The following is an 18,722-nucleotide window of genomic DNA, read 5'->3' on the forward strand; positions in this document are numbered from 1 at the left end:
CGTTAAAGTTCATTGATAATTTACCCGAATAAGCTATATATTGATGGTGCAAAAACATAACCTCAAACAGGTAAAAGAAAGGAAGGACGAAATGTCCTTCCTTTCAGCTTGTAGATAAAGTCTACAAGCTGAGACGGAGACTACTTCAAGTAGTCTTTTTTTAATAAGCAAGGAGTTAGACTCTATAAAAGAAAAAAGGTATGTGGGCTTTGGGTGAAGAAGTCTAATAAACAATGAAGTAAGATTATAAACAAAGGAGAAACCTATGCAACATGATCTTCTAAATCAATTATTAAAGATAACAGATGAAGAGGAACTGATTCTACAAAACAGAAGAGAGATAAATAAAGACATTTATACCAATCAGTCTAATTTTATTATAGAAAGTCAAAAATTTCTCAGTAAAGAGAGTATGATTACGGTTCGAAAACATACACGCTTTGTGGATTTTCCTAAACATAAACACGACTACATTGAGATTAATTATGTTTACAATGGAGAGTATAACCAAAAAGTAGGGAATCAAAGAATAAATTTGCAACAAGGGGAGCTGTTATTTTTAAACCAGCATATTGAGCATGAAACTCAAGCTTGTGCAGAAGAAGACATTATTATTAATTTTATCATTTTACCTAATTTTTTCGATTTTATCTTTTCGTTTTTAACGACTGAAAATAGAATTAGTAACTTCTTAATTAATAGTTTATATAACAGTACTCAAAATGGACAATTCCTTTACTTTAAAGTTTCAGAAGTAGAAAGCATTCAAGAATTAATAAAAAAAATGATGATTGAAATTATGTCTCCTGCTTTTATGTCTGAATCCACCATTAAATTGTATATGGGTCTTTTAATTGTGGAGTTAATTAAACACGCTGATAAGGCCGAACATACAGAAGACTATCCTATACAACATTATTTAATTGTTGAATCATTAAAGTATATTGATGAACATTTCCAGAGTGCATCACTGAATGAATTAGCCTCAAAATTAAGACAGCCCGATTATGCTTTAAGTAAAGAGATTAAAAAGGCTACCAACTATACATTTAAAGAATTACTTCAAGAAAAACGTTTAAATAAAGCGAAAGAGTTACTTGAAAGTACAGATATGCCAATTGCCTCTGTTATAGATCAAGTTGGATATGATAATGTAAGTTATTTCTATCGGATTTTTAAAAACAAATATCATCAGACACCAAAGCTATTTAGAGAACATTTAGCAAAAAAATAAGATGCTGCTAAGAGTTCTTTTTTATTTTAAACAATTGCAAATAAGGACAATAAATAATTAATTTTAGACATTATTTTCTCCTTTTAGCTGGCTTATTATAAATACGTAAGCAAACGCTTTTATAAAAGGGTCATTAAAATGAAGAAATGTTGTTTAGCGGTTGATATTGGTGCTTCTAGTGGAAGATTAATAGCGGGTCATCTTAAAGATGGACTTTTAAATCTAAAAGAAATCCACCGTTTCGAGAATAAAATGGTCATAAAAATGGACAGTTTTGCTGGGAGCTTGATCGATTATTTGAAGAAATAAAAAGGGAAATCATCAATGTAGTGAAATGGGGTTATCTCCAGAAAGTATCGGTATTGATACATGGGTAGTAGACTTTGTTTTACTAGATGAATGGAACAAACCTTTAACAGATTTTGTTGCCTATCGCGATTCGAGAACAGACGGGATGATGGATGAGGTTTTTAAAACATTCATGAAGGAACGTCTGTATCTAGAGACAGGAATTCAATTTCAAAAATTTAATACGATTTATCAACTTTATTCAATCAAACAAAATCATCCGGCCGACTGAAACTGTATCAAACAAATATGCTGCTTTACAGTGACAAGCTTGCCCTTCATGTTTCTCGTCCTGTTCGCTGGGACAGTGATCATGTTGTGACGCTGGATGATGAGTTACGTGAAATTGGTCTCGAAATTGTTCAAAATCAAGCATTGGATAAAGTGATGATTGGCCTTGATTTCTTTGATGCAAGTATTAACCGAGTTGCAGCATGGACAATTGGAACAAGAAACATGATTAAATATTTACTATATGCAATGTTAATACCAAATGAACATTTAAAACAGTTACAGGAAGATGGAAACTTTACAGAAAGATTAGCATTAATAGAGGAATTCAAAACGTATCCTTTTGGTGCAATCTGGGATTACTATTGTGAAAAAATGGGCGTGCCTGTAAAAGAAACATGGCTGGAAGAAGTGAAACAATATGAGCAAGATGTATTAACAAAAAGAAACTCTGTTTTAGCCTAAAAAATCATGAAGAGCTAACTAGTAAATTTACAAAGAGATTCAGTCAGGGGGAGGGTCTAATAGATCAATACCCCTGTTTATATTACAAGGATTAATAGGTTATTTTCTAGTATATATGTGCTATGGGGTTAATTGAAATGCGACAATGAGAAGGGGCCTATTCAATCTCACATACAAAACAGAGAGGGACCTGCTTTTACTTTTCAGTCATCAGCCGACCAGGTAAATCTAAATATTAGTTAAGAGGAGGTTTCGAAAATGAAAGTGAGCTTATTTATTACATGTTTAATTGATACTTTCCAGCCGCATGTCGGTAAGGCAACAGTTGAGATACTTGAACGTCTTGGTTGTGAAGTATCATTTCCTACATCACAAGTATGTTGTGGTCAGCCCGCCTATAATAGTGGCTATGTTGCCGAAGCCAAGCAAGCAGCAAAAAATATGATTCAAACGTTTGAAGATGTAGAGTATGTAGTGACTCCCTCTGGTTCTTGTGCAACGATGTTCCACGAATATCCACATATATTCAAAGGAGATGTTCAATGGGAGGAGCGAGCTAGACGTCTTGCTGAGAAAACGTATGAACTAACTCAATTTATTGTAGAGGTTTTAAAAGTTACAGATGTAGGGGCACGTTTAAAAGGGAAAGCGACCTATCATACATCTTGTCATATGACACGTTTGTTAGGTGTGAAGGAAGCACCTTTTACGCTGCTTTCTAATGTAAAAGGATTAGAAGTTGAGCACCTTCCTAACGCCCAAAATTGCTGTGGATTTGGTGGAACTTTTTCTGTGAAAATGATGTCAATATCTGAACAAATGGTAGACGAAAAAGTAGAAAGTGTTGAGCAGACAGGTGCGGACTATTTAATTAGTGCAGATTGTGGATGTTTGATGAATATTGGAGGACGAATAGAACGTTTAGGAAAAGCAGCGCGAGTACTGCATATTGCAGAGGTATTAAATAGCCGTTAATTCGAGGGGGGGGAACAAGGCATGAGCATGAAAATTAGTGATAAAAAATTTAATGAACGTATCGATAAAGGAATCCAAGATTCTACAATGCGTGAAGCTGTGTCTACAGCTCAAGAACGCCTGTATACACGTCGTTTGGCAGCTAGTGAAGAGCTTGGGAACTGGGAAGAATGGCGCGATTTAGGCGAGCAAATCCGTCAACACACGCTGGAGAACTTAGATTATTACTTAATGCAATTAAGTGAAAATGTTACAAAACGTGGGGGACATGTCTTTTTTGCGAAAACAAAAGAGGACGCTGCTCAATACATTAAGGAAGTTGCAGAAAATAAACAAGCCAAGAAAGTCGTTAAATCCAAATCAATGGTAACCGAAGAAATCGAAATGAATAAAACTTTAGAAGACATAGGTTGTGAAGTAGTAGAAAGTGACCTAGGCGAATACATTTTGCAAGTTGATGATCATGAACCACCTTCCCACATCGTAGCGCCAGCTCTTCATATGAAAAAAGAACAAATTCGTGATGTATTTCAAGAAAAGCTGGGTTATGGAAAGTCGGAGGATCCTTACGAAATGACAAAATTTGTTCGTAAAATCCTGCGCGAAAAATTTCTTGAAGCAGAAATCGGTGTTACTGGTTGTAACTTTGCCGTTGCAAATACAGGATCAATTTGTTTAGTGACCAATGAAGGAAATGCAGACCTTGTAACAGCCATTCCTAAAACACAAATTGCTGTAATGGGAATGGAACGTCTTGTACCGACAATGGAGGAGCTGGATGTACTCGTTGGGTTGCTTTGCAGAAGTGCAGTAGGGCAGAAATTAACTAGTTACATTACGACAGTAGGGCCTAAATATGAAGAAGAGGCAGATGGTTCAGAAGACTTTCACCTTGTTGTTGTTGATAACGGCCGTTCTGAAATCTTAGGGTCTGAGTTCCAGCAAGTATTACAATGCATCCGCTGTGCAGCATGTATTAATGTATGTCCAGTATATCGTCATGTCGGAGGACATTCTTATGGCTCTATCTATCCGGGGCCAATTGGTGCAGTATTAAGTCCACTATTAGGTGGATATGACGATTATAAAGAACTGCCATATGCATCAACTCTTTGTGCAGCATGTACTGATGCTTGTCCAGTTAAAATTCCGCTACACGAACTACTTTTAAAACATCGTCAAGTAATTGTTGAAAAAGAAGGACGTGCTCCTCTTGCTGAGAAACTCGCGATGAAAATGTTTGGAATGGGAGCATCATCTGCTGCTCTATACAAACTAGGTACAAAAATGGCACCTACAGCTATGATGCCCATTGTATCTGGAGATCGCGTCTCCAAAGGAATTGGCCCATTAAAAAATTGGACTGAAATTCGAGAATTTCCAGCACCAAGTAAAGAACGTTTTCGAGACTGGTTTGATGATCATAAAAAAGGTGGGGGAAAATAATGAGAGGAACAGCTCAAAATCAGGAAGTTTTTTTAAATCATGTGGCTAAACAACTGGGACGTGAAAGACGAATAAGTGGTGTTGTACGACCAGAATGGAAGAATAACGTAAACTGGGATGTAATGAAAGGTTATACAGAAAAAGAGTTAATCGCTGCATTCACAGAGCACTGCAGCAAAATTCATACTACTGTTTTTGAAACAACAAAAGATCACTTAGCTGAATCTTTAAAGAAAATTGTTTCTGAACATGGCGGGGGGCCTGTGATGATAACCCAAGACTCACGTTTTAAAGAATATGGCTTAACAGATTTACTTGAAAAAGAATGGCCGGCAGAAAATATAGAGGTAAATGTATGGGATTCAAAAAAAGGACGTGAAGCGAATCATTCCCTCGCCGAAAAAGCCAATTTTGGTATTACATTCAGTGACTATGCACTTGCGGAGTCAGGAACAATTGTTGTAAAAACTCATGAGGGACAAGGGCGAGCACTTCACTTTTTGCCAACTGTCTATGTCACAATTATCCCGCGTGAAACGATTGTGGCACGTATTACACAGGCTGTCTTTGACCTAAACCAACGTGTGGAAAAGGGAGAAGCTGTTGCTTCTTGTATTCACTTTATTTCGGGACCAAGCAATTCTGCAGATATCGAAATGAATTTGGTCGTGGGTGTGCATGGACCTTTAAAAGCTTTTTATTTAATTGTCTGAGGATGGTTGGAGAAAAAGATAAAAGTTGTTGGTTTAATTAAAGCAGGGGAGAGCAGAAAAAAATAGCCAAGCTTCTCAAAGAAAGCTTGGCTATTTTCTTATTTTAGTATATTCTCTTAAGCGCTGTATCGTTCCTTTTCAATTTCTTTTAATGACTTTCTTCTTGTTTCTGGTGCCATTACTAATCCAATAATTGCAGCAATTACTAGGAACCCAATCATAAATGTAGAAATCATCGTTGGAATTACAAGTGATATAAGGCCGACGGCTACACGCGCTGTACAAAAAAGGAATCCTTGTGCCTTTGCACGGTATTTTGTATGAAATAACTCACTTGACCAAAGACCATAAAATGCTTGAGCACCAAAACCAGCTGCAGTCCTGCGAATGATTGCCAATACGGACTAACATCATCTATCTTTACACAGAATTTAGATACAGCGATGCGTGCTGCAAATGAGTTACTATTCGGTGAAACATACATTAACCGTGAAAACTTTGAAGCCATTCAGGGATTCCACGCGGGTCGTAAGAATCTGGAATTGGCGGAGCAGATGGTAAACACGGTTTAGAAGAATTTTTACAAACTCATGTTGTTTATATGCAGCATAACCCAAACAAAAAATAAGATAAGAGAAAGATAACTTAATATTCCATAGGATTTATCAATAAACAGCTGTTTTATCATTTAATGAGACGCGTATTAAAGACCAAAAGATTAAACTCTTTTGGTCTTTTTCATCCCTAAGTGAAAGTGGGGGTTGCTGATTTATCTATATATCAGCCGTAATCAAAGGGGGAAAGGGATTGGTAAGGGACTCTTATCTAATATAAAGAAGCAGTTAAATCTCAAATACATAAAATTGTTTTATTCAACTTCCCATTAAATGAATTAGGACAAAGTTTATATAAATCGATGGGGTAGCATATTCAAAGAACAAGGGAGAATCGATAATCATTATGTTGATGTAATGGCGATGGAAAAAATATTACCTGCTTTTTATTTATCCATCAATACAACAAGACGTTTTCACAACTTTAGGTTTTAAAGCAACTTTACAAACACCCGTTTCAGGTAACTTAAGTTCTACACGCTCAGCAGACTCTTTATCACCAGTCATATAAGCAACAACAGATCGAGCCTGCTCATAACCGGTGGCTAATAAAAATGTAGGTGCTCTTCCATAACTTTTGGAACCAATGATATAAAAATTTGTTTCTGGTTGTCTCAATTCTTTTTCTCCATGTGGTCTTACAGTACCGCAACTATGTATGTTAGGATCGATCAGGTTGGCTAAATCAGAAACGCACTCTAATGCTGAATCAAATGTATGGCGAATTTCTCTTAGGAATTTAAAGTCAGGTCTTGCTCCAGTATTCGCAATCACTTCATCTAAATTATCAATTGTTATTTCTTCTTTATTCTGGATGCCAATGATTTTTAATTTGCTATTATAAGTTTGTTCAATATTTTGAATCAACATTGAAGGGAATACCCTTACTAATCCATTATCTAAAATATGTCTCAATCTAATACCTAATTGACCTCTTGCAGGCAATTGATCATTGTTTTCTCCTCCAAATACCTCACTAATATCCCGCTTTCTTAAAATCCATATGATTTCTGTGTTTTTTGATGTCTCTTTTAGCTCTGCCAGCTCGAGCAAAGAGTTAACAGCAGAATGCCCACTGCCAACCACTGCAACTGTTTTATTCTGATACCGAATCAGATCGCGATTTAAAATATCAGGAATGCCATAATAAATTCGATCAGCAACTCTTTTTTCATTTTCTGTCATAATCCCTTCAGCATTTATTGGGTTAGGGTTTTTCCACGTACCAGTGGCATCTATAACTGCCTTTGCCTCGTAAGTTTTTTCTTCTTGATTATTTAATTTCACTCGAATGATAAAAGGCACTAGATCTCTGTCTTTTGTTTTGACTTTATCAACACCTTTTTTGCCAACATGGAGAACTGGGCTATTTAAATAAATATGTGGCTTCATTTCTGGTAGTTCAGTTAGTGGTCTTAGATATTGGGTAACAATTTCTTTTCCTAATGGGAGTTCATCTTTACAAGGAAGGGGGATCTGGTGTTTTTCTAGCAATTCCCTTGCAGCTTGATCAATATTAAACTCCCATGGTGAAAACAGGCGTACATGTCCATAATCTAAAAAATGATTCCCAATTTGTTTGCCTGATTCAAACAAGAGAAAAGATTCATTTCTTTTAATAAGATGTGCAGCTGCAGCAATACCAACTGGGCCGCCGCCAATAATAACTACTGGTAAATTTTCTTTCATTTTATGTAGCTCCTTATAAATCAAATTTTTTTGATCAATTAATTAAAAATAATTCCCTTCCTAGCAAGAAGGGCGAAATAAGCAACATAGCTCTGGTGAAAGTAAATGATTCACTTCTTTTTCATTTAATGAATAATAGCTCCATGTACCTCTTGTTTCTTTTGTGATTAAATCTGCATCCAATAAGATTTTTAAATGATATGACAATTTAGATTGTGTCATCTGAAATTGCTCAATTAGATCACAAACACAAGTAGGGCCGTTTTCGCAAAGAACGTTTAATAAATGCAGCCTTTTTTTATCAGATAATGCTTTGAACTTCAGTTCGTAATGCTCAAATGTATCCACTAGCTGTTTATTTTCTAAGGGAAAGGAAAGGGACATAGAATTCTCCTTTTTCATTAATCAATTTTTTTTGATGAATAAATCATAAAATAAATTAAAAAGAAAATCAATCGATAATTTTCACGAGAATAAATTTTTGTTTAAATTCATATAATCAATTGATTATATAAGTTTTCAGTTATATACTGTTGAAGGAGTTGATAACAGGGACCGACACCAATAGTTGAAAAGAGGGGGTAATCATTGTGACTGCAGATGTTTCAATTGGTGTGACACATATGTCGAATTGTTTAAAAATACTCAGTGATCAAACAAGACTGATCATGATGAAATTGTTTTTGGAGAAAGAATATTGTGTTTGTGAACTGGTAGATATGTTCGAAATGAGTCAACCAGCGATTAGTCAGCATTTACGAAAATTAAAAAAAGCTGGATTTGTTCATGAAAACAGAAAAGGGCAGTGGCGTTATTATTCAATCAATACACTGTGTCCAGAATTTGAGACGCTTCGTATCATCTTAAATCAAATTGATAAAGAAGATGACCTTTTAAAAAGTGTACAACATAAAGCAACAAACATTTCTTGTTCGTAAGGAGGGATGGGTTTGAGTTTTGCCGTTTTATCATTAATCATATTTTTGTTAACTTTGGTATTGGTTATTTGGCAGCCAAAAAATTTATCCATAGGGTGGTCCGCTTGTGGAGGAGCTATTTTAGCATTAATCGTAGGTGTTGTGAATGTTGACGATGTGATCACCGTGACTGGCATTGTTTGGAATGCGACTTTAGCTTTTGTCGCCATTATCGTCATTTCACTCATACTTGATCGAATTGGCTTTTTTGAATGGGCAGCATTGCATATGGCAAAAGCTGCAAAAGGCAGTGGGCTGCGTATGTTTGTGTATGTGACCATCCTTGGTGCAATCGTCGCTGCTTTATTTGCAAACGATGGTGCAGCACTTATTTTGACACCCATTGTTTTAGCCATGGTCAGAGCATTAAACTTCAATGAAAAAATAGTATTCCCTTTTATTATCGCGAGTGGGTTTATTGCAGACACAACTTCGCTGCCCCTTGTCGTTAGTAATTTAGTGAACATTGTAACAGCCGACTATTTTAACATTACGTTTATTGAATATGCATACAGAATGGTTGTTCCAAACCTTTTTTCATTGCTTGCGAGTATCACTGTACTGTACCTTTTCTTTAGAAAGAGTATACCTAAACGCTATGATATGAATGATTTAAAACACCCGAGTGAAGCAATAAAAGATCCAAAGATGTTTAGATTATCTTGGTATATATTAGCTTTTTTGTTGATTGGTTATTTTACAAGCGAATTTTTATCTATACCTGTATCGGTCATAGCTGGTGTGATTGCCATTTTATTTTTGGCCATTGCACAAAAAAGCCCTGCTGTTCAAACAAAAAGCGTTTTAAAAGAAGCACCGTGGGCGATCGTTTTCTTTTCCATAGGTATGTACGTTGTTGTCTATGGCATGCGAAATGCAGGGCTTACTGATGCTCTTTCAAGCGTGATTCAAGCTGTAGCAGATCAAGGTTTATTTGCAGGAACTCTTGGTATGGGATTTATCGCAGCGATTCTTTCATCTGTCATGAATAATATGCCGACGGTCATGATCGATGCATTAGCTATATCCGGTACCGATACACAGGGAATGATGAGAGAAGCGTTAATATACGCAAATGTCATTGGTTCTGATTTAGGACCAAAAATTACGCCCATTGGCTCCTTAGCAACACTACTGTGGCTTCATGTTCTTTCTCAAAAAGGTGTGAAGATTTCCTGGGGGACATATTTCAGAATAGGGGTCATTTTAACTGTACCAACACTATTCATTACACTTTTAGCTTTGTATTTCTGGCTATTGATTATACATTAAAGGAGACGATCAACATGTCAAAGAAAAGAATTTACTTTTTATGTACCGGTAATTCTTGCCGCAGTCAAATGGCTGAAGGTTGGGCTAAAAAACATCTTGGAGATGAGTGGAAGGTCTATAGCGCTGGTATTGAAGCTCATGGATTAAACCCGAATGCTGTAAAAGCAATGAATGAAATAGGGATTGATATTTCTCATCAAACGTCTGACCTGATTGATCAGAAGATATTAAATGACGCTGACTTGGTCGTAACACTATGCGGTGACGCAGCTGATAAATGCCCGATGACTCCACCTCATGTCAAACGTGTCCATTGGGGCTTTGATGATCCAGCAAAAGCAGAAGGAACAGAAGAAGAGAAGTGGTCATTTTTCCAAAGGGTAAGAGATGAAATTGGAGATCGATTGAAACAGTTTGCCGAGACTGGAAAGTAACTTCTTATAATGAAAAATGGATTCACCTTCAGCATGGTGAATCCATTAAAGTTTATTTTAACTTTAACCGACAAATACTTCTCCCTCAGGATAACGTATTGGGCTTCTCGTTCGTTTCATAAAGATAAATACGATGGTGAGAGAACCTACTCTACCAATAAACATAAGGATCGCCAGAATAACCTTACCTAAAAACGTTAAATCCGGAGTCAACCCCATTGAAAGACCTACCGTACCAAATGCTGAGAAAGTTTCAAAGACAATATCAATAAAAGGAGCTTTTTCAGTCATAGTCAATAAAAAAATAGTGATAAACACAAAACATAAACTGATAAAACTAATAGATAATGCCTTAATAACTACATCATGTTTTATTGTACGTCTATAGATAACCGGTTCTTTATTCCCTTTCAGAAAATGCAGGACAGAGATCAAAATGATCATCATCGTTGTTAACTTAATCCCGCTTCCTGTGGACGCACTTCCCGCACCAATAAACATAAGAAGCATCATAAGAGTTAAAGAGCTTTCATGCATATGTGCTATATCAAGCGAATTAAAACCCGCAGTTCTTGGTGTTACAGCTTGAAAATAAGAGGCCCAAAATTTATCAAGAAGATTCATAGAACCTAGAGTATGTGGGTTTCCAAATTCCATTAAAAAGATGAGTAAAAGCGCAACACCATTTGTTATGAGGGTTCCTATGATCATCAGTTTCGAATGGATTGATAACAATTTAAATCTCCGCTTATTCCAAATGTCAAATATCACTGTAAATCCAAGACCACCAATGATAAACAGGAAGGTGATGGTCAAATTAATTAGTGGATCATGTACATAGTCCATCAAACTATTTGAAAAAAGAGAAAAACCAGCGTTATTAAAAGCAGAAATGGCATGAAATAAACTGATATACATCCCTTTAAAAAAACCATATTCCGGTATCCACCGAAATGATAATATACACGTAGCCATTAACTCGAATGTTATTGAAAAGATAAACAAAACCTTTATAAGACGTACAATACCGCCTATATTTGTCAGATTAAAAGCCTCTTGAACCAATAATCTCTCTCGTAAACCTACCTTTTTACCAAATAACAAAATGACCATGACAGCTAAAGTTAGAAAACCAAGCCCACCAATTTGTATCATCAGCATAATGATAATTTGTCCGAATAAAGTAAAGGTTGTTCCAGTATCAACCACAGCTAAACCTGTAACGGTTGTAGCGGAAACAGCTGTGAAGAAAGCATCAATGATTGAGATGGATTCAACAGTGGAGATTGGTAGAGTTAAAATAAAAGCCCCTATCACTATGACCGTCAAAAATCCAAACAATAAAATTTGAGGAGGCGTTAATTTTACTGGTTTCTTTAAAAAATGATCGTATTTAAACATTTCCTATCCTACTTTCACTCACTTGAAATTTTAATGTTATTATATAACGAATAGGGATAGGAATGTTTATCTATGATGTTTTTATTTAAATAGAGAAAAGATTTGATCGACAACAAAAGGAGTCATTAAAATGCCAAAAAAAGAATTTGCTGTTATCGGGTTAGGTCGTTTCGGGGGAAGTATATGTAAAGCATTAAGTGAAGAGGGACTTGAAGTGCTAGCTATAGATCTAAATGAAGATCGTGTAAACGAATATGCGCAAATCGCTTCGCATGCAGTCATTGGCGATTCAACAGATGAAGCCGTATTGAAAAACTTAGGAATGCGAAACTTTGATCATGTCATAGTGGCTATAGGTGAAAACATCCAGGCTAGTATTTTAACAACCATTATATTAAAGGAACTTGGTGTTAAGCTGGTAACGGTAAAAGCACAAAACGACTACCATGAAAAGTTACTAAATAAAATTGGGGCCGATCGAGTTGTTCATCCAGAAAGAGATATGGGGAAAAGAATCGCGCATAAAATCATTACAAATAATGTCATCGAATACTTGGAGTTATCTGATGAATATGGACTAATTGAGGTTGAAGCAAACGGCCATTTAGAAAATCAGTCATTACTTGACCTTGATATTAGAGCAAGATATCAAATCAATATTGTAGCTATCAAACGAGGGAAAGAAGTGATTATTTCCCCGCTTGCTCATGAACAAATTCAGAAAAACGATATCTTAATTGTAATTGGAGCAATGAAAGATATCGCTCGTTTTGAAAGAAATGAATTACAAGGTTAATTATCACCCTAAGTCCAATACATCTGTGAACGGGGCGATGGAGTTCGCCTAAAGCCTATTTGGAGGACTTATGATGTCGTAGCATACGACATTGCACATCGCTCTTTTAAACGTTTACAGGGTGAAGGGGAGTGATGATTAATTGCTATTGGAGAATTTCTACAAGCAGTACTGGATATACAAAAAAGTTAGACTAATGATTTATCTCAGGCTTAAAGGATTTGTGGTGACTATTTAATGATACGTGCAATTCATGGTTCGCATTAACAGATGCATAAAAAATATCACCCATTTTCAGATCTTTCTTCTGTAACTCCTGAATAAGCCACTGTTCATTTAAATGTAATTGAGTGAGAATCTGATTTTCTATGTTACCTTCAATAATAACAGGATAAGCAATATTATCAGATGCTTTTTTAATTCCTAAATCCTCTGCAGTAATAGTCAATTTATGTGGTTTTTTAAAAGCCGTTAGTTTCCCATTTGGTTCGATTAAGGCTATCTCTACATCATTTACATCAAAAATATCTTTTTCTCTTAACATTTGTAAGACATTATCTAAGGAATATCGGATTTTTTTTAGATTTCCTACAATAAAAACACCATTTCGGATAACAATAGTTGGTTCAAATGTTATCATTCGTCCAAAAGCTCGGTGTTTTAATTTCAATTTTGATACAATAATTTGTAAGACCCCTATAGCTATTATTGATAAAAATGTATACACATGAGGAATATCCGGATCAGCGATATCTGCCCCTGCCACAGCACCAAGTACAATAATGATCAAGAAATCAAATACAGGCACTTCTCCGATGGCCCGTTTTCCCATAAACAATGTCATAATTAAAAGACAGGGGATGATAGTAATGATCCTTCCATACACCTTTAAGATTTCCATTAATGTTTCCATTATTTATTATCACCATTGTATCTAAGCCCCAATTCTCTAGTAGATGAGGCGATATTTGGAATGATCAATTTGTTTTTCATCTTCAATCACTCAACAACCTTTCTTAACTTTTTGGATAATGGTAAGGAGAGTTCTTATTTTATGGTTAGAACGTTTTTTTATCATGGTAAATTGATACAGATTTCATGTAAATAAACTTTGATAATGAAGACCACTGATGGGAGGAAAGAACATGATTGAATTTTTGTCATAGAGACAAGGGAGCTGTTCAAGCAAGTAAAAGGCGTAATTATCATTGGAAACATGTATAGAAAGAAAGAAGGGTATAAAATAATTGATCTAAATTCACCTTTATATTTTCTTTTTAGTTTACATAATATATATTCTAGGAAGTTAAACTAAAAATGGATTTCCTTTGTCTCAAAACTAAGTATACTTATCTTATTGAGACAAGAAAGAAAAAATCCATTTTTTTATTAATTCATCTGATAACATGCTTTGATAATATTCACAGGATTTCACAGTGATAAACCATTGCTCAGTAACGTTTTTTGTCACAACAGCGCCAGATGCTATGAGCTTTGCTATCAATCGTTCATTATAGCTCAGGTCGATGTTGGATTGTGTTTACCAAATCAATGCTTTTTAACGTTCTAATATGTCAAAACATCTGAAAAATGCTCATTAATCAGTGTCCATCAATTTCACTCCTCTCACTAAAAGAAATTTCTTTTGGCCAACATTTTTTCATCACGTTCCTCCCTCCTGTTATTTACGAATCAGCAAGTCTCATTTATAATCGAGTAGATTTGTTCAATAACATATATATCTTTAAATGTGAGGGATTAGATGGAATTAAAGTGGTATAAAGCAATTATTGTGATCTTTACGATGTCTGGAATCTCCATTTCTACATGGTTTTCACGGACACCGGAAGTTAGAGATTTATTACAAGCAAACACAGGAACAATGGGACTTATTTTACTCGGTTTATCTGTTGGTTCAATTGTTGGGCTTGTTCTTTCAAATGTATTCGTCCGAAAAAAAGGCGGCCGAGTGGCGATTGAGATCAGTGCTTTTTTGATGTTCCTTGGATTTACTACCCTTGCAATTGGTTCAACCTTCTCTTCTATCTTTGTCGTCACTTCTGGTCTTTTTCTTTTTGGAGCAGGCTCTGGTATGTGTAATGTAGCGATGAACTTAGAAGGAACAGAGATTGAGTACAGCATCAAGAAAACCATTCTGCCAATATTGCACGCTTCCTTTAGCATTGGGACGTTAATTGGAGCAGGTGCTGGTATTCTTTTTATCCATCTAGGGGTTTCTGTATTGATGCACCTTCTCGCTATTGCCCTTCTATTCTTCCTCAGCATATTGATTTGTACACGATTTATCCCGCATGGGACAGGAAAAGATCAGCATGAGAAGCAGTCAGATACAGTTGAGCCTGCTCAAACAGCATGGCTGAACAAACGTACGATATCTCTTGCGATGATTGCCTTATGTCTTGCGTTTGTCGAAGGCTCGGCCAATGATTGGATTCCACTTGCAATGGTGGATGGCTACCAAGTTTCACATTCCATGAGTACGGTCATCTATGCTTTGTTTTTATGCGGCATGATTAGCGGCAGACTGATCAGCGGACGATTGATTGATCGTTTTGGCAGAGTGTTATTGCTAAGAGTGGCCATTTTATCAGCAGCTGCCGGACTATTCTTAGTCATTTTAAAGATTTCACTTGTTGTATGTATGATATCGATCTTTTTATGGGGACTTGGCGCATCTTTAGGCTTTCCGCTGACCATTTCTGCAGCTGGCGATGATAGCCGGTACGCTGTCAAACGTGTTAGTATTGTGACCTTATCAGGTTACACAGCCTCCCTTTCCGGCCCTCCTATTTTAGGGCTACTTGCTAATCAAGTTGGACTGCTTCATGCCTTTATCTTTGTTCTATTTGCCATATGTATTGCAGGAATCTTTACTAAAGCTGTAGCAAAACCACATTCATTACAAGCTCAATAAAAGTGTCTGATCCTTGATCATGGCACTTTTTTTAAATTTAAAAAATAAAATTGAAACCTTTCATGAAGTGAAACAGTCCTATAGATGTCGTGATGTTTATCGCTTTTTTAAAGAGGGAAAGTAAAAAAATAAGACTTTTCAAATAACTGAAAACGTGGTAAGATCATGAAAATAACCAGGAAGGGGTGAGAAAAATGAAAAAAAATATGCTATTAAAATTAGGTGTTTTATGCATAGCACTTGCAAGTTTTCATTTGTTCTCAATGCCTCATTCCGTTCAGGTATACCATCATGCGAAGGTGGTTGCCGATCAAGAATCACATGAAATGAAAATCGTCCAGACAATGGGCGATGAAAAGAAACAAAAACATGTGAGCGCAGTATTTGCCGCATTTACAGCACTGCTGATTATTGGCAGTATGACAGCTGGATTTGCACGCATCACTCATACTGATCGATTTGACCGGAAAAAGAAGCATTTACTTGCAGTGTTCTATCAATCTTCTTATTTCCGACAAGCTCGTGTTTAACCCAACCATCTAAATCAAAACAAAAATTGGGAGGTTTTACACGATGTTATTTTTCTTAAGAATTTTCATTCTAGGTCTATTCTCTGTCACTTCACTTTCTCTTTTCGTCTACCAAGGAATCGAAGTAGTGCACGCTATTACAAGCATGTTTGGCAACCACGAGAGCTAATTGACCTGTATATAAAAAGAAACCCCCTGCCAGTCGCAGGGGGTTTTCGTTTGCTTATTTATTGTCATCTGGTGCACGTTCAGGTGTCAGAAGGACATGAGTCACTTCTCCCTGCTCTTCCTCATCTACAATAAATGATCCATTGCTATAGCGGTCATTTGCTCTTAAAGTAGAAATATCAAGTGGAATCGTTGTACCTTTTTCGGTATCTATCTCAAGTGTATCGTGCAGCGCTGCAGCGATCACAGCTACAATACGGTGCGGGTTTTTCTTTAATTCTCTCAGCATAAGAACTCCGCGTTTCGCTCTTGATGTTTTATCAAATTCAGAGAGGTTCATTCGCTTTACTGCCCCTCTTTGTGTTGTGAGCACAAGGACATCGTTCTTCGGATCAATGATCTGGCCAGAGACTACCTCGTCCCCTTCCTTCAAGTTGATACCTTTGACACCTGCCGCTCTCGGTCCAACAACACTTACTTCTTCTTCATCAAACCATAAACCGTAACCATTTTTCGTTGCAATAAACAATTCCTGCTGTCCTGATGTGACATGAACATCTACGAGTTCATCGTCACCTTTTAGATTCAAGGCGACAAGCGGTTTCGAATAACGCTGCGCTTTATATTGAAGAAGCTCTGTTTTCTTCACCATTCCGCCTTTAGTAAAGAATAAAAGATATGACGTTTCATCAAATTCTTTTATTGGAATGGCTTTTTGGATTGATTCCTCGCGATCAATCGAAATGATATTCGTAATATGCTGCCCCATGTCTTTCCAGCGTATATCTGGCAGCTGGTGAACAGGACAATAAATGTAGCTTCCTTTATTCGTAAACAGCAGAAGTACATCCGTTGTATTCATTTCAAACTGATGAATCAAACGGTCAGTATCCTTCATACCAAAGTCCTTACCGTTAGAGGCAGCATAGGAGCGCTGGCTTGTTCGTTTGATGTAACCATCCTTCGTGACTGTCACGTAAACATCCTCAGATGCAATCATCACTTCAAGGTTAATCTTAATTTCTTCGATTTTTTCCTCAATGACGGATCTTCTCTCATCAGCATATGTCTTTTTGAGCTTTTTCAGGCTGTTTGTAATGACCTTCAGCAGCTTTTTCTCGTTCGCTAAAATGTCTTCAAGCTCTGCGATGCGCACATCAAGCTCTCTTGCTTCGTCTCTTAATTGCGTAATATCTGTATTCGTTAAACGATATAACTGGAGTGAAACAATCGCTTCTGATTGTGCTTCTGTAAAGTCATATTTCGCCATCAAGTTGTTCTTTGCATCTCGCTTATCATTAGAGGAACGGATTGTGGCAATGACTTCATCTAAGATGGAAAGTGCCTTAATTAAGCCGTCGACAATATGGTGGCGTTCCTTCGCTTTTCGAAGCTCGTACGCTGAGCGGTTCGTCACCACTTCTTTTTGATGGGCAATATATGCATCAAGTACAGTTGTCAGCGTCATTAAGGTCGGTCTTCGGTTATGTATCGCTACCATATTAAAGTTATATGGGATTTGCAGATCTGAGTTTTTATATAAGAAATTCAGCACACCATTTGCATCTGCTTCTTTTTTCAGCTCTACTACGATTCGAAGCCCAGTACGGTCTGTTTCATCTCGGACCTCTGAAATACCTTCTACTTTTCTCTCAATTCGGAACTCGTCCATCTTTTTGACAAGGTTGGCTTTATTCACTTCGTAAGGAATTTCTGTGATCACGATTTGCTGGCGTCCGCCGCGGATGGTTTCAATCTCCGCTTTGCCGCGAATCATGATCTTCCCTTTTCCTGTTTCATACGCCTTCTTAATACCGTCTACACCTTGAATGATACCGCCTGTTGGGAAATCTGGCCCTTTGATGACCGTCATTAAATCCTCAACCGTACAATGCGGCTGTTCGATTCGTTTAATAACGCCATCAATGACTTCTCCCAAGTGATGCGGCGGGATATCTGTCGCATACCCAGCTGAAATCCCTGTTGATCCATTCACGAGAAGGTTTGGGAACATCGCTGGTAATACAACTGGCTCTTTGCTTGTATCATCAAAGTTTGCGACAAATTCGACCGTTTCCTTGTCTAGGTCCTTTAAAAGCTCTGAGGCAATAGCAGACAGCCTTGCTTCCGTATAACGCATGGCAGCAGGCGGATCTCCATCAATACTCCCGTTATTTCCGTGCATTTCAATCAGCACATTTCGTACTTTCCATTCCTGACTCATTCTTACCATCGCTTCATAAACAGATGAGTCCCCGTGCGGATGATAGTTACCAATCACATTACCGACTGTTTTAGCGGCTTTACGGAAGTTTTTATCCTGCGTATTTCCTTCTGCGTACATCGCATATAAAATTCTTCGTTGTACAGGTTTTAGACCATCACGTGCATCTGGAAGCGCACGGTCTTGGATAATATATTTACTATAGCGCCCAAACCGGTCGCCGATTACTTCTTCTAATGGTAAATCATGAAATCGTTCTTGTTGTGCCAT

The 18,722-nt window shown here is 36.8% G+C and carries 18 protein-coding genes and 3 pseudogenes; 15 read left to right on the forward strand and 6 right to left on the reverse strand.

Translation table 11 applies throughout. The features are described from left to right. The first annotated feature begins 265 nt into the window (after positions 1-265). The 7 genes and pseudogenes from V6Z54_RS17390 to V6Z54_RS17420 all read left to right on the forward strand — a co-directional run bounded on the left by V6Z54_RS17390 (position 266) and on the right by V6Z54_RS17420 (position 5,412). Positions 266-1,234, forward strand: coding sequence for an AraC family transcriptional regulator (locus tag V6Z54_RS17390; protein WP_041085152.1), 969 nt, complete (start codon positions 266-268; stop codon positions 1,232-1,234). 138 nt (positions 1,235-1,372) lie between these two features. After that, entirely contained in the window at positions 1,373-1,543 is a 171-nt protein-coding gene (locus V6Z54_RS17395; RefSeq protein ID WP_306745606.1) for a hypothetical protein, read from the forward strand. 25 nt (positions 1,544-1,568) lie between these two features. Beyond that, positions 1,569-1,814 carry an FGGY family carbohydrate kinase gene (locus V6Z54_RS17400; protein ID WP_338527544.1) on the forward strand — a complete coding sequence of 82 codons (246 nt, stop codon included), beginning with the start codon at positions 1,569-1,571 and terminating at the stop codon, positions 1,812-1,814. Then, positions 1,807-2,278: pseudogene (locus tag V6Z54_RS17405) on the forward strand (L-rhamnose isomerase); the annotation flags it as partial. The gene V6Z54_RS17400 and the pseudogene V6Z54_RS17405, both read left to right, overlap by 8 nt. A gap of 258 nt (positions 2,279-2,536) precedes the next feature. Then, positions 2,537-3,253: a (Fe-S)-binding protein gene (locus tag V6Z54_RS17410; RefSeq protein WP_338527545.1), complete on the forward strand. Its 717-nt coding sequence runs from the start codon at positions 2,537-2,539 to the stop codon at positions 3,251-3,253. A gap of 21 nt (positions 3,254-3,274) precedes the next feature. After that, complete coding sequence (locus tag V6Z54_RS17415; protein ID WP_338527546.1) at positions 3,275-4,699, forward strand: LutB/LldF family L-lactate oxidation iron-sulfur protein; 1,425 nt, start codon at positions 3,275-3,277, stop codon at positions 4,697-4,699. After that, the gene (locus tag V6Z54_RS17420; protein ID WP_338527547.1) at positions 4,699-5,412 is read left to right on the forward strand and encodes a lactate utilization protein C; all 714 of its coding nucleotides are present in this window, start codon (positions 4,699-4,701) and stop codon (positions 5,410-5,412) included. The genes V6Z54_RS17415 and V6Z54_RS17420 overlap by 1 nt, the downstream gene beginning before the upstream one ends. Positions 5,413-5,528: 116 nt before the next feature. Here the strand turns inward: V6Z54_RS17420 and V6Z54_RS17425 are convergent. Next, positions 5,529-5,789 (reverse strand): annotated as a pseudogene (locus V6Z54_RS17425) (MFS transporter); the annotation flags it as partial. 6 nt (positions 5,790-5,795) lie between these two features. Here V6Z54_RS17425 and V6Z54_RS17430 point away from each other — a divergent pair. Further along, a pseudogene (locus V6Z54_RS17430) lies at positions 5,796-6,040 on the forward strand (aldehyde dehydrogenase family protein); the annotation flags it as partial. A gap of 376 nt (positions 6,041-6,416) precedes the next feature. On the opposite strand, the gene V6Z54_RS17435 reads toward V6Z54_RS17430, so the two are convergent. Then, positions 6,417-7,715 (reverse strand): NAD(P)-binding domain-containing protein, encoded by a 1,299-nt coding sequence (locus V6Z54_RS17435; RefSeq protein WP_269103446.1) that lies wholly within the window; start codon positions 7,713-7,715, stop codon positions 6,417-6,419. A 60-nt stretch (positions 7,716-7,775) separates the two neighbouring features. Next, on the reverse strand, positions 7,776-8,099 hold the full coding sequence (locus V6Z54_RS17440; protein ID WP_034325125.1) for a metalloregulator ArsR/SmtB family transcription factor: 324 nt from the start codon (positions 8,097-8,099) through the stop codon (positions 7,776-7,778). Between the two features lie 239 nt (positions 8,100-8,338). On the opposite strand from V6Z54_RS17440, the gene V6Z54_RS17445 reads away from it, so the two are divergent. Genes V6Z54_RS17445 through arsC form a run of 3 tightly spaced genes read left to right on the forward strand, consistent with a single transcriptional unit; the run spans position 8,339 to position 10,398 of the window. Beyond that, on the forward strand, positions 8,339-8,653 hold the full coding sequence (locus tag V6Z54_RS17445) for a metalloregulator ArsR/SmtB family transcription factor (RefSeq protein ID WP_073980004.1): 315 nt from the start codon (positions 8,339-8,341) through the stop codon (positions 8,651-8,653). A gap of 12 nt (positions 8,654-8,665) precedes the next feature. Beyond that, positions 8,666-9,964, forward strand: coding sequence for an arsenical efflux pump membrane protein ArsB (locus V6Z54_RS17450; protein WP_041085144.1), 1,299 nt, complete (start codon positions 8,666-8,668; stop codon positions 9,962-9,964). A 14-nt stretch (positions 9,965-9,978) separates the two neighbouring features. Further along, positions 9,979-10,398, forward strand: coding sequence for an arsenate reductase (thioredoxin) (gene arsC, locus V6Z54_RS17455; RefSeq protein ID WP_338527548.1), 420 nt, complete (start codon positions 9,979-9,981; stop codon positions 10,396-10,398). A gap of 63 nt (positions 10,399-10,461) precedes the next feature. Here the strand turns inward: arsC and V6Z54_RS17460 are convergent, their stop codons facing one another. Beyond that, complete coding sequence (locus V6Z54_RS17460; protein WP_218677493.1) at positions 10,462-11,799, reverse strand: TrkH family potassium uptake protein; 1,338 nt, start codon at positions 11,797-11,799, stop codon at positions 10,462-10,464. Positions 11,800-11,929: 130 nt separating this feature from the next. On the opposite strand from V6Z54_RS17460, the gene V6Z54_RS17465 reads away from it, so the two are divergent. Then, entirely contained in the window at positions 11,930-12,595 is a 666-nt protein-coding gene (locus tag V6Z54_RS17465) for a TrkA family potassium uptake protein (RefSeq protein WP_035700953.1), read from the forward strand. Between the two features lie 193 nt (positions 12,596-12,788). On the opposite strand, the gene V6Z54_RS17470 is transcribed toward V6Z54_RS17465, so the two are convergent. Next, positions 12,789-13,508, reverse strand: a complete 720-nt coding sequence (locus tag V6Z54_RS17470; RefSeq protein ID WP_041085140.1) for a DUF421 domain-containing protein — start codon at positions 13,506-13,508, stop codon at positions 12,789-12,791. 849 nt (positions 13,509-14,357) lie between these two features. On the opposite strand from V6Z54_RS17470, the gene V6Z54_RS17475 reads away from it, so the two are divergent. The 3 genes from V6Z54_RS17475 to V6Z54_RS17485 all read left to right on the forward strand — a co-directional run bounded on the left by V6Z54_RS17475 (position 14,358) and on the right by V6Z54_RS17485 (position 16,229). After that, positions 14,358-15,530, forward strand: coding sequence for an MFS transporter (locus V6Z54_RS17475; RefSeq protein WP_041085139.1), 1,173 nt, complete (start codon positions 14,358-14,360; stop codon positions 15,528-15,530). A 194-nt stretch (positions 15,531-15,724) separates the two neighbouring features. Beyond that, a complete protein-coding gene (locus V6Z54_RS17480; protein WP_039178946.1) occupies positions 15,725-16,060 on the forward strand; it encodes a hypothetical protein in 336 nt (111 codons plus the stop codon). A 43-nt stretch (positions 16,061-16,103) separates the two neighbouring features. Then, positions 16,104-16,229 carry a hypothetical protein gene (locus V6Z54_RS17485; RefSeq protein ID WP_254966705.1) on the forward strand — a complete coding sequence of 42 codons (126 nt, stop codon included), beginning with the start codon at positions 16,104-16,106 and terminating at the stop codon, positions 16,227-16,229. Between the two features lie 54 nt (positions 16,230-16,283). On the opposite strand, the gene parC is transcribed toward V6Z54_RS17485, so the two are convergent. Then, entirely contained in the window at positions 16,284-18,722 is a 2,439-nt protein-coding gene (gene parC, locus V6Z54_RS17490; RefSeq protein ID WP_041085138.1) for a DNA topoisomerase IV subunit A, read from the reverse strand.

It is taken from the genome of Bacillus sp. MAG717A (assembly GCF_036884855.1).
Taxonomy (GTDB): domain Bacteria; phylum Bacillota; class Bacilli; order Bacillales; family Bacillaceae; genus Bacillus; species Bacillus safensis.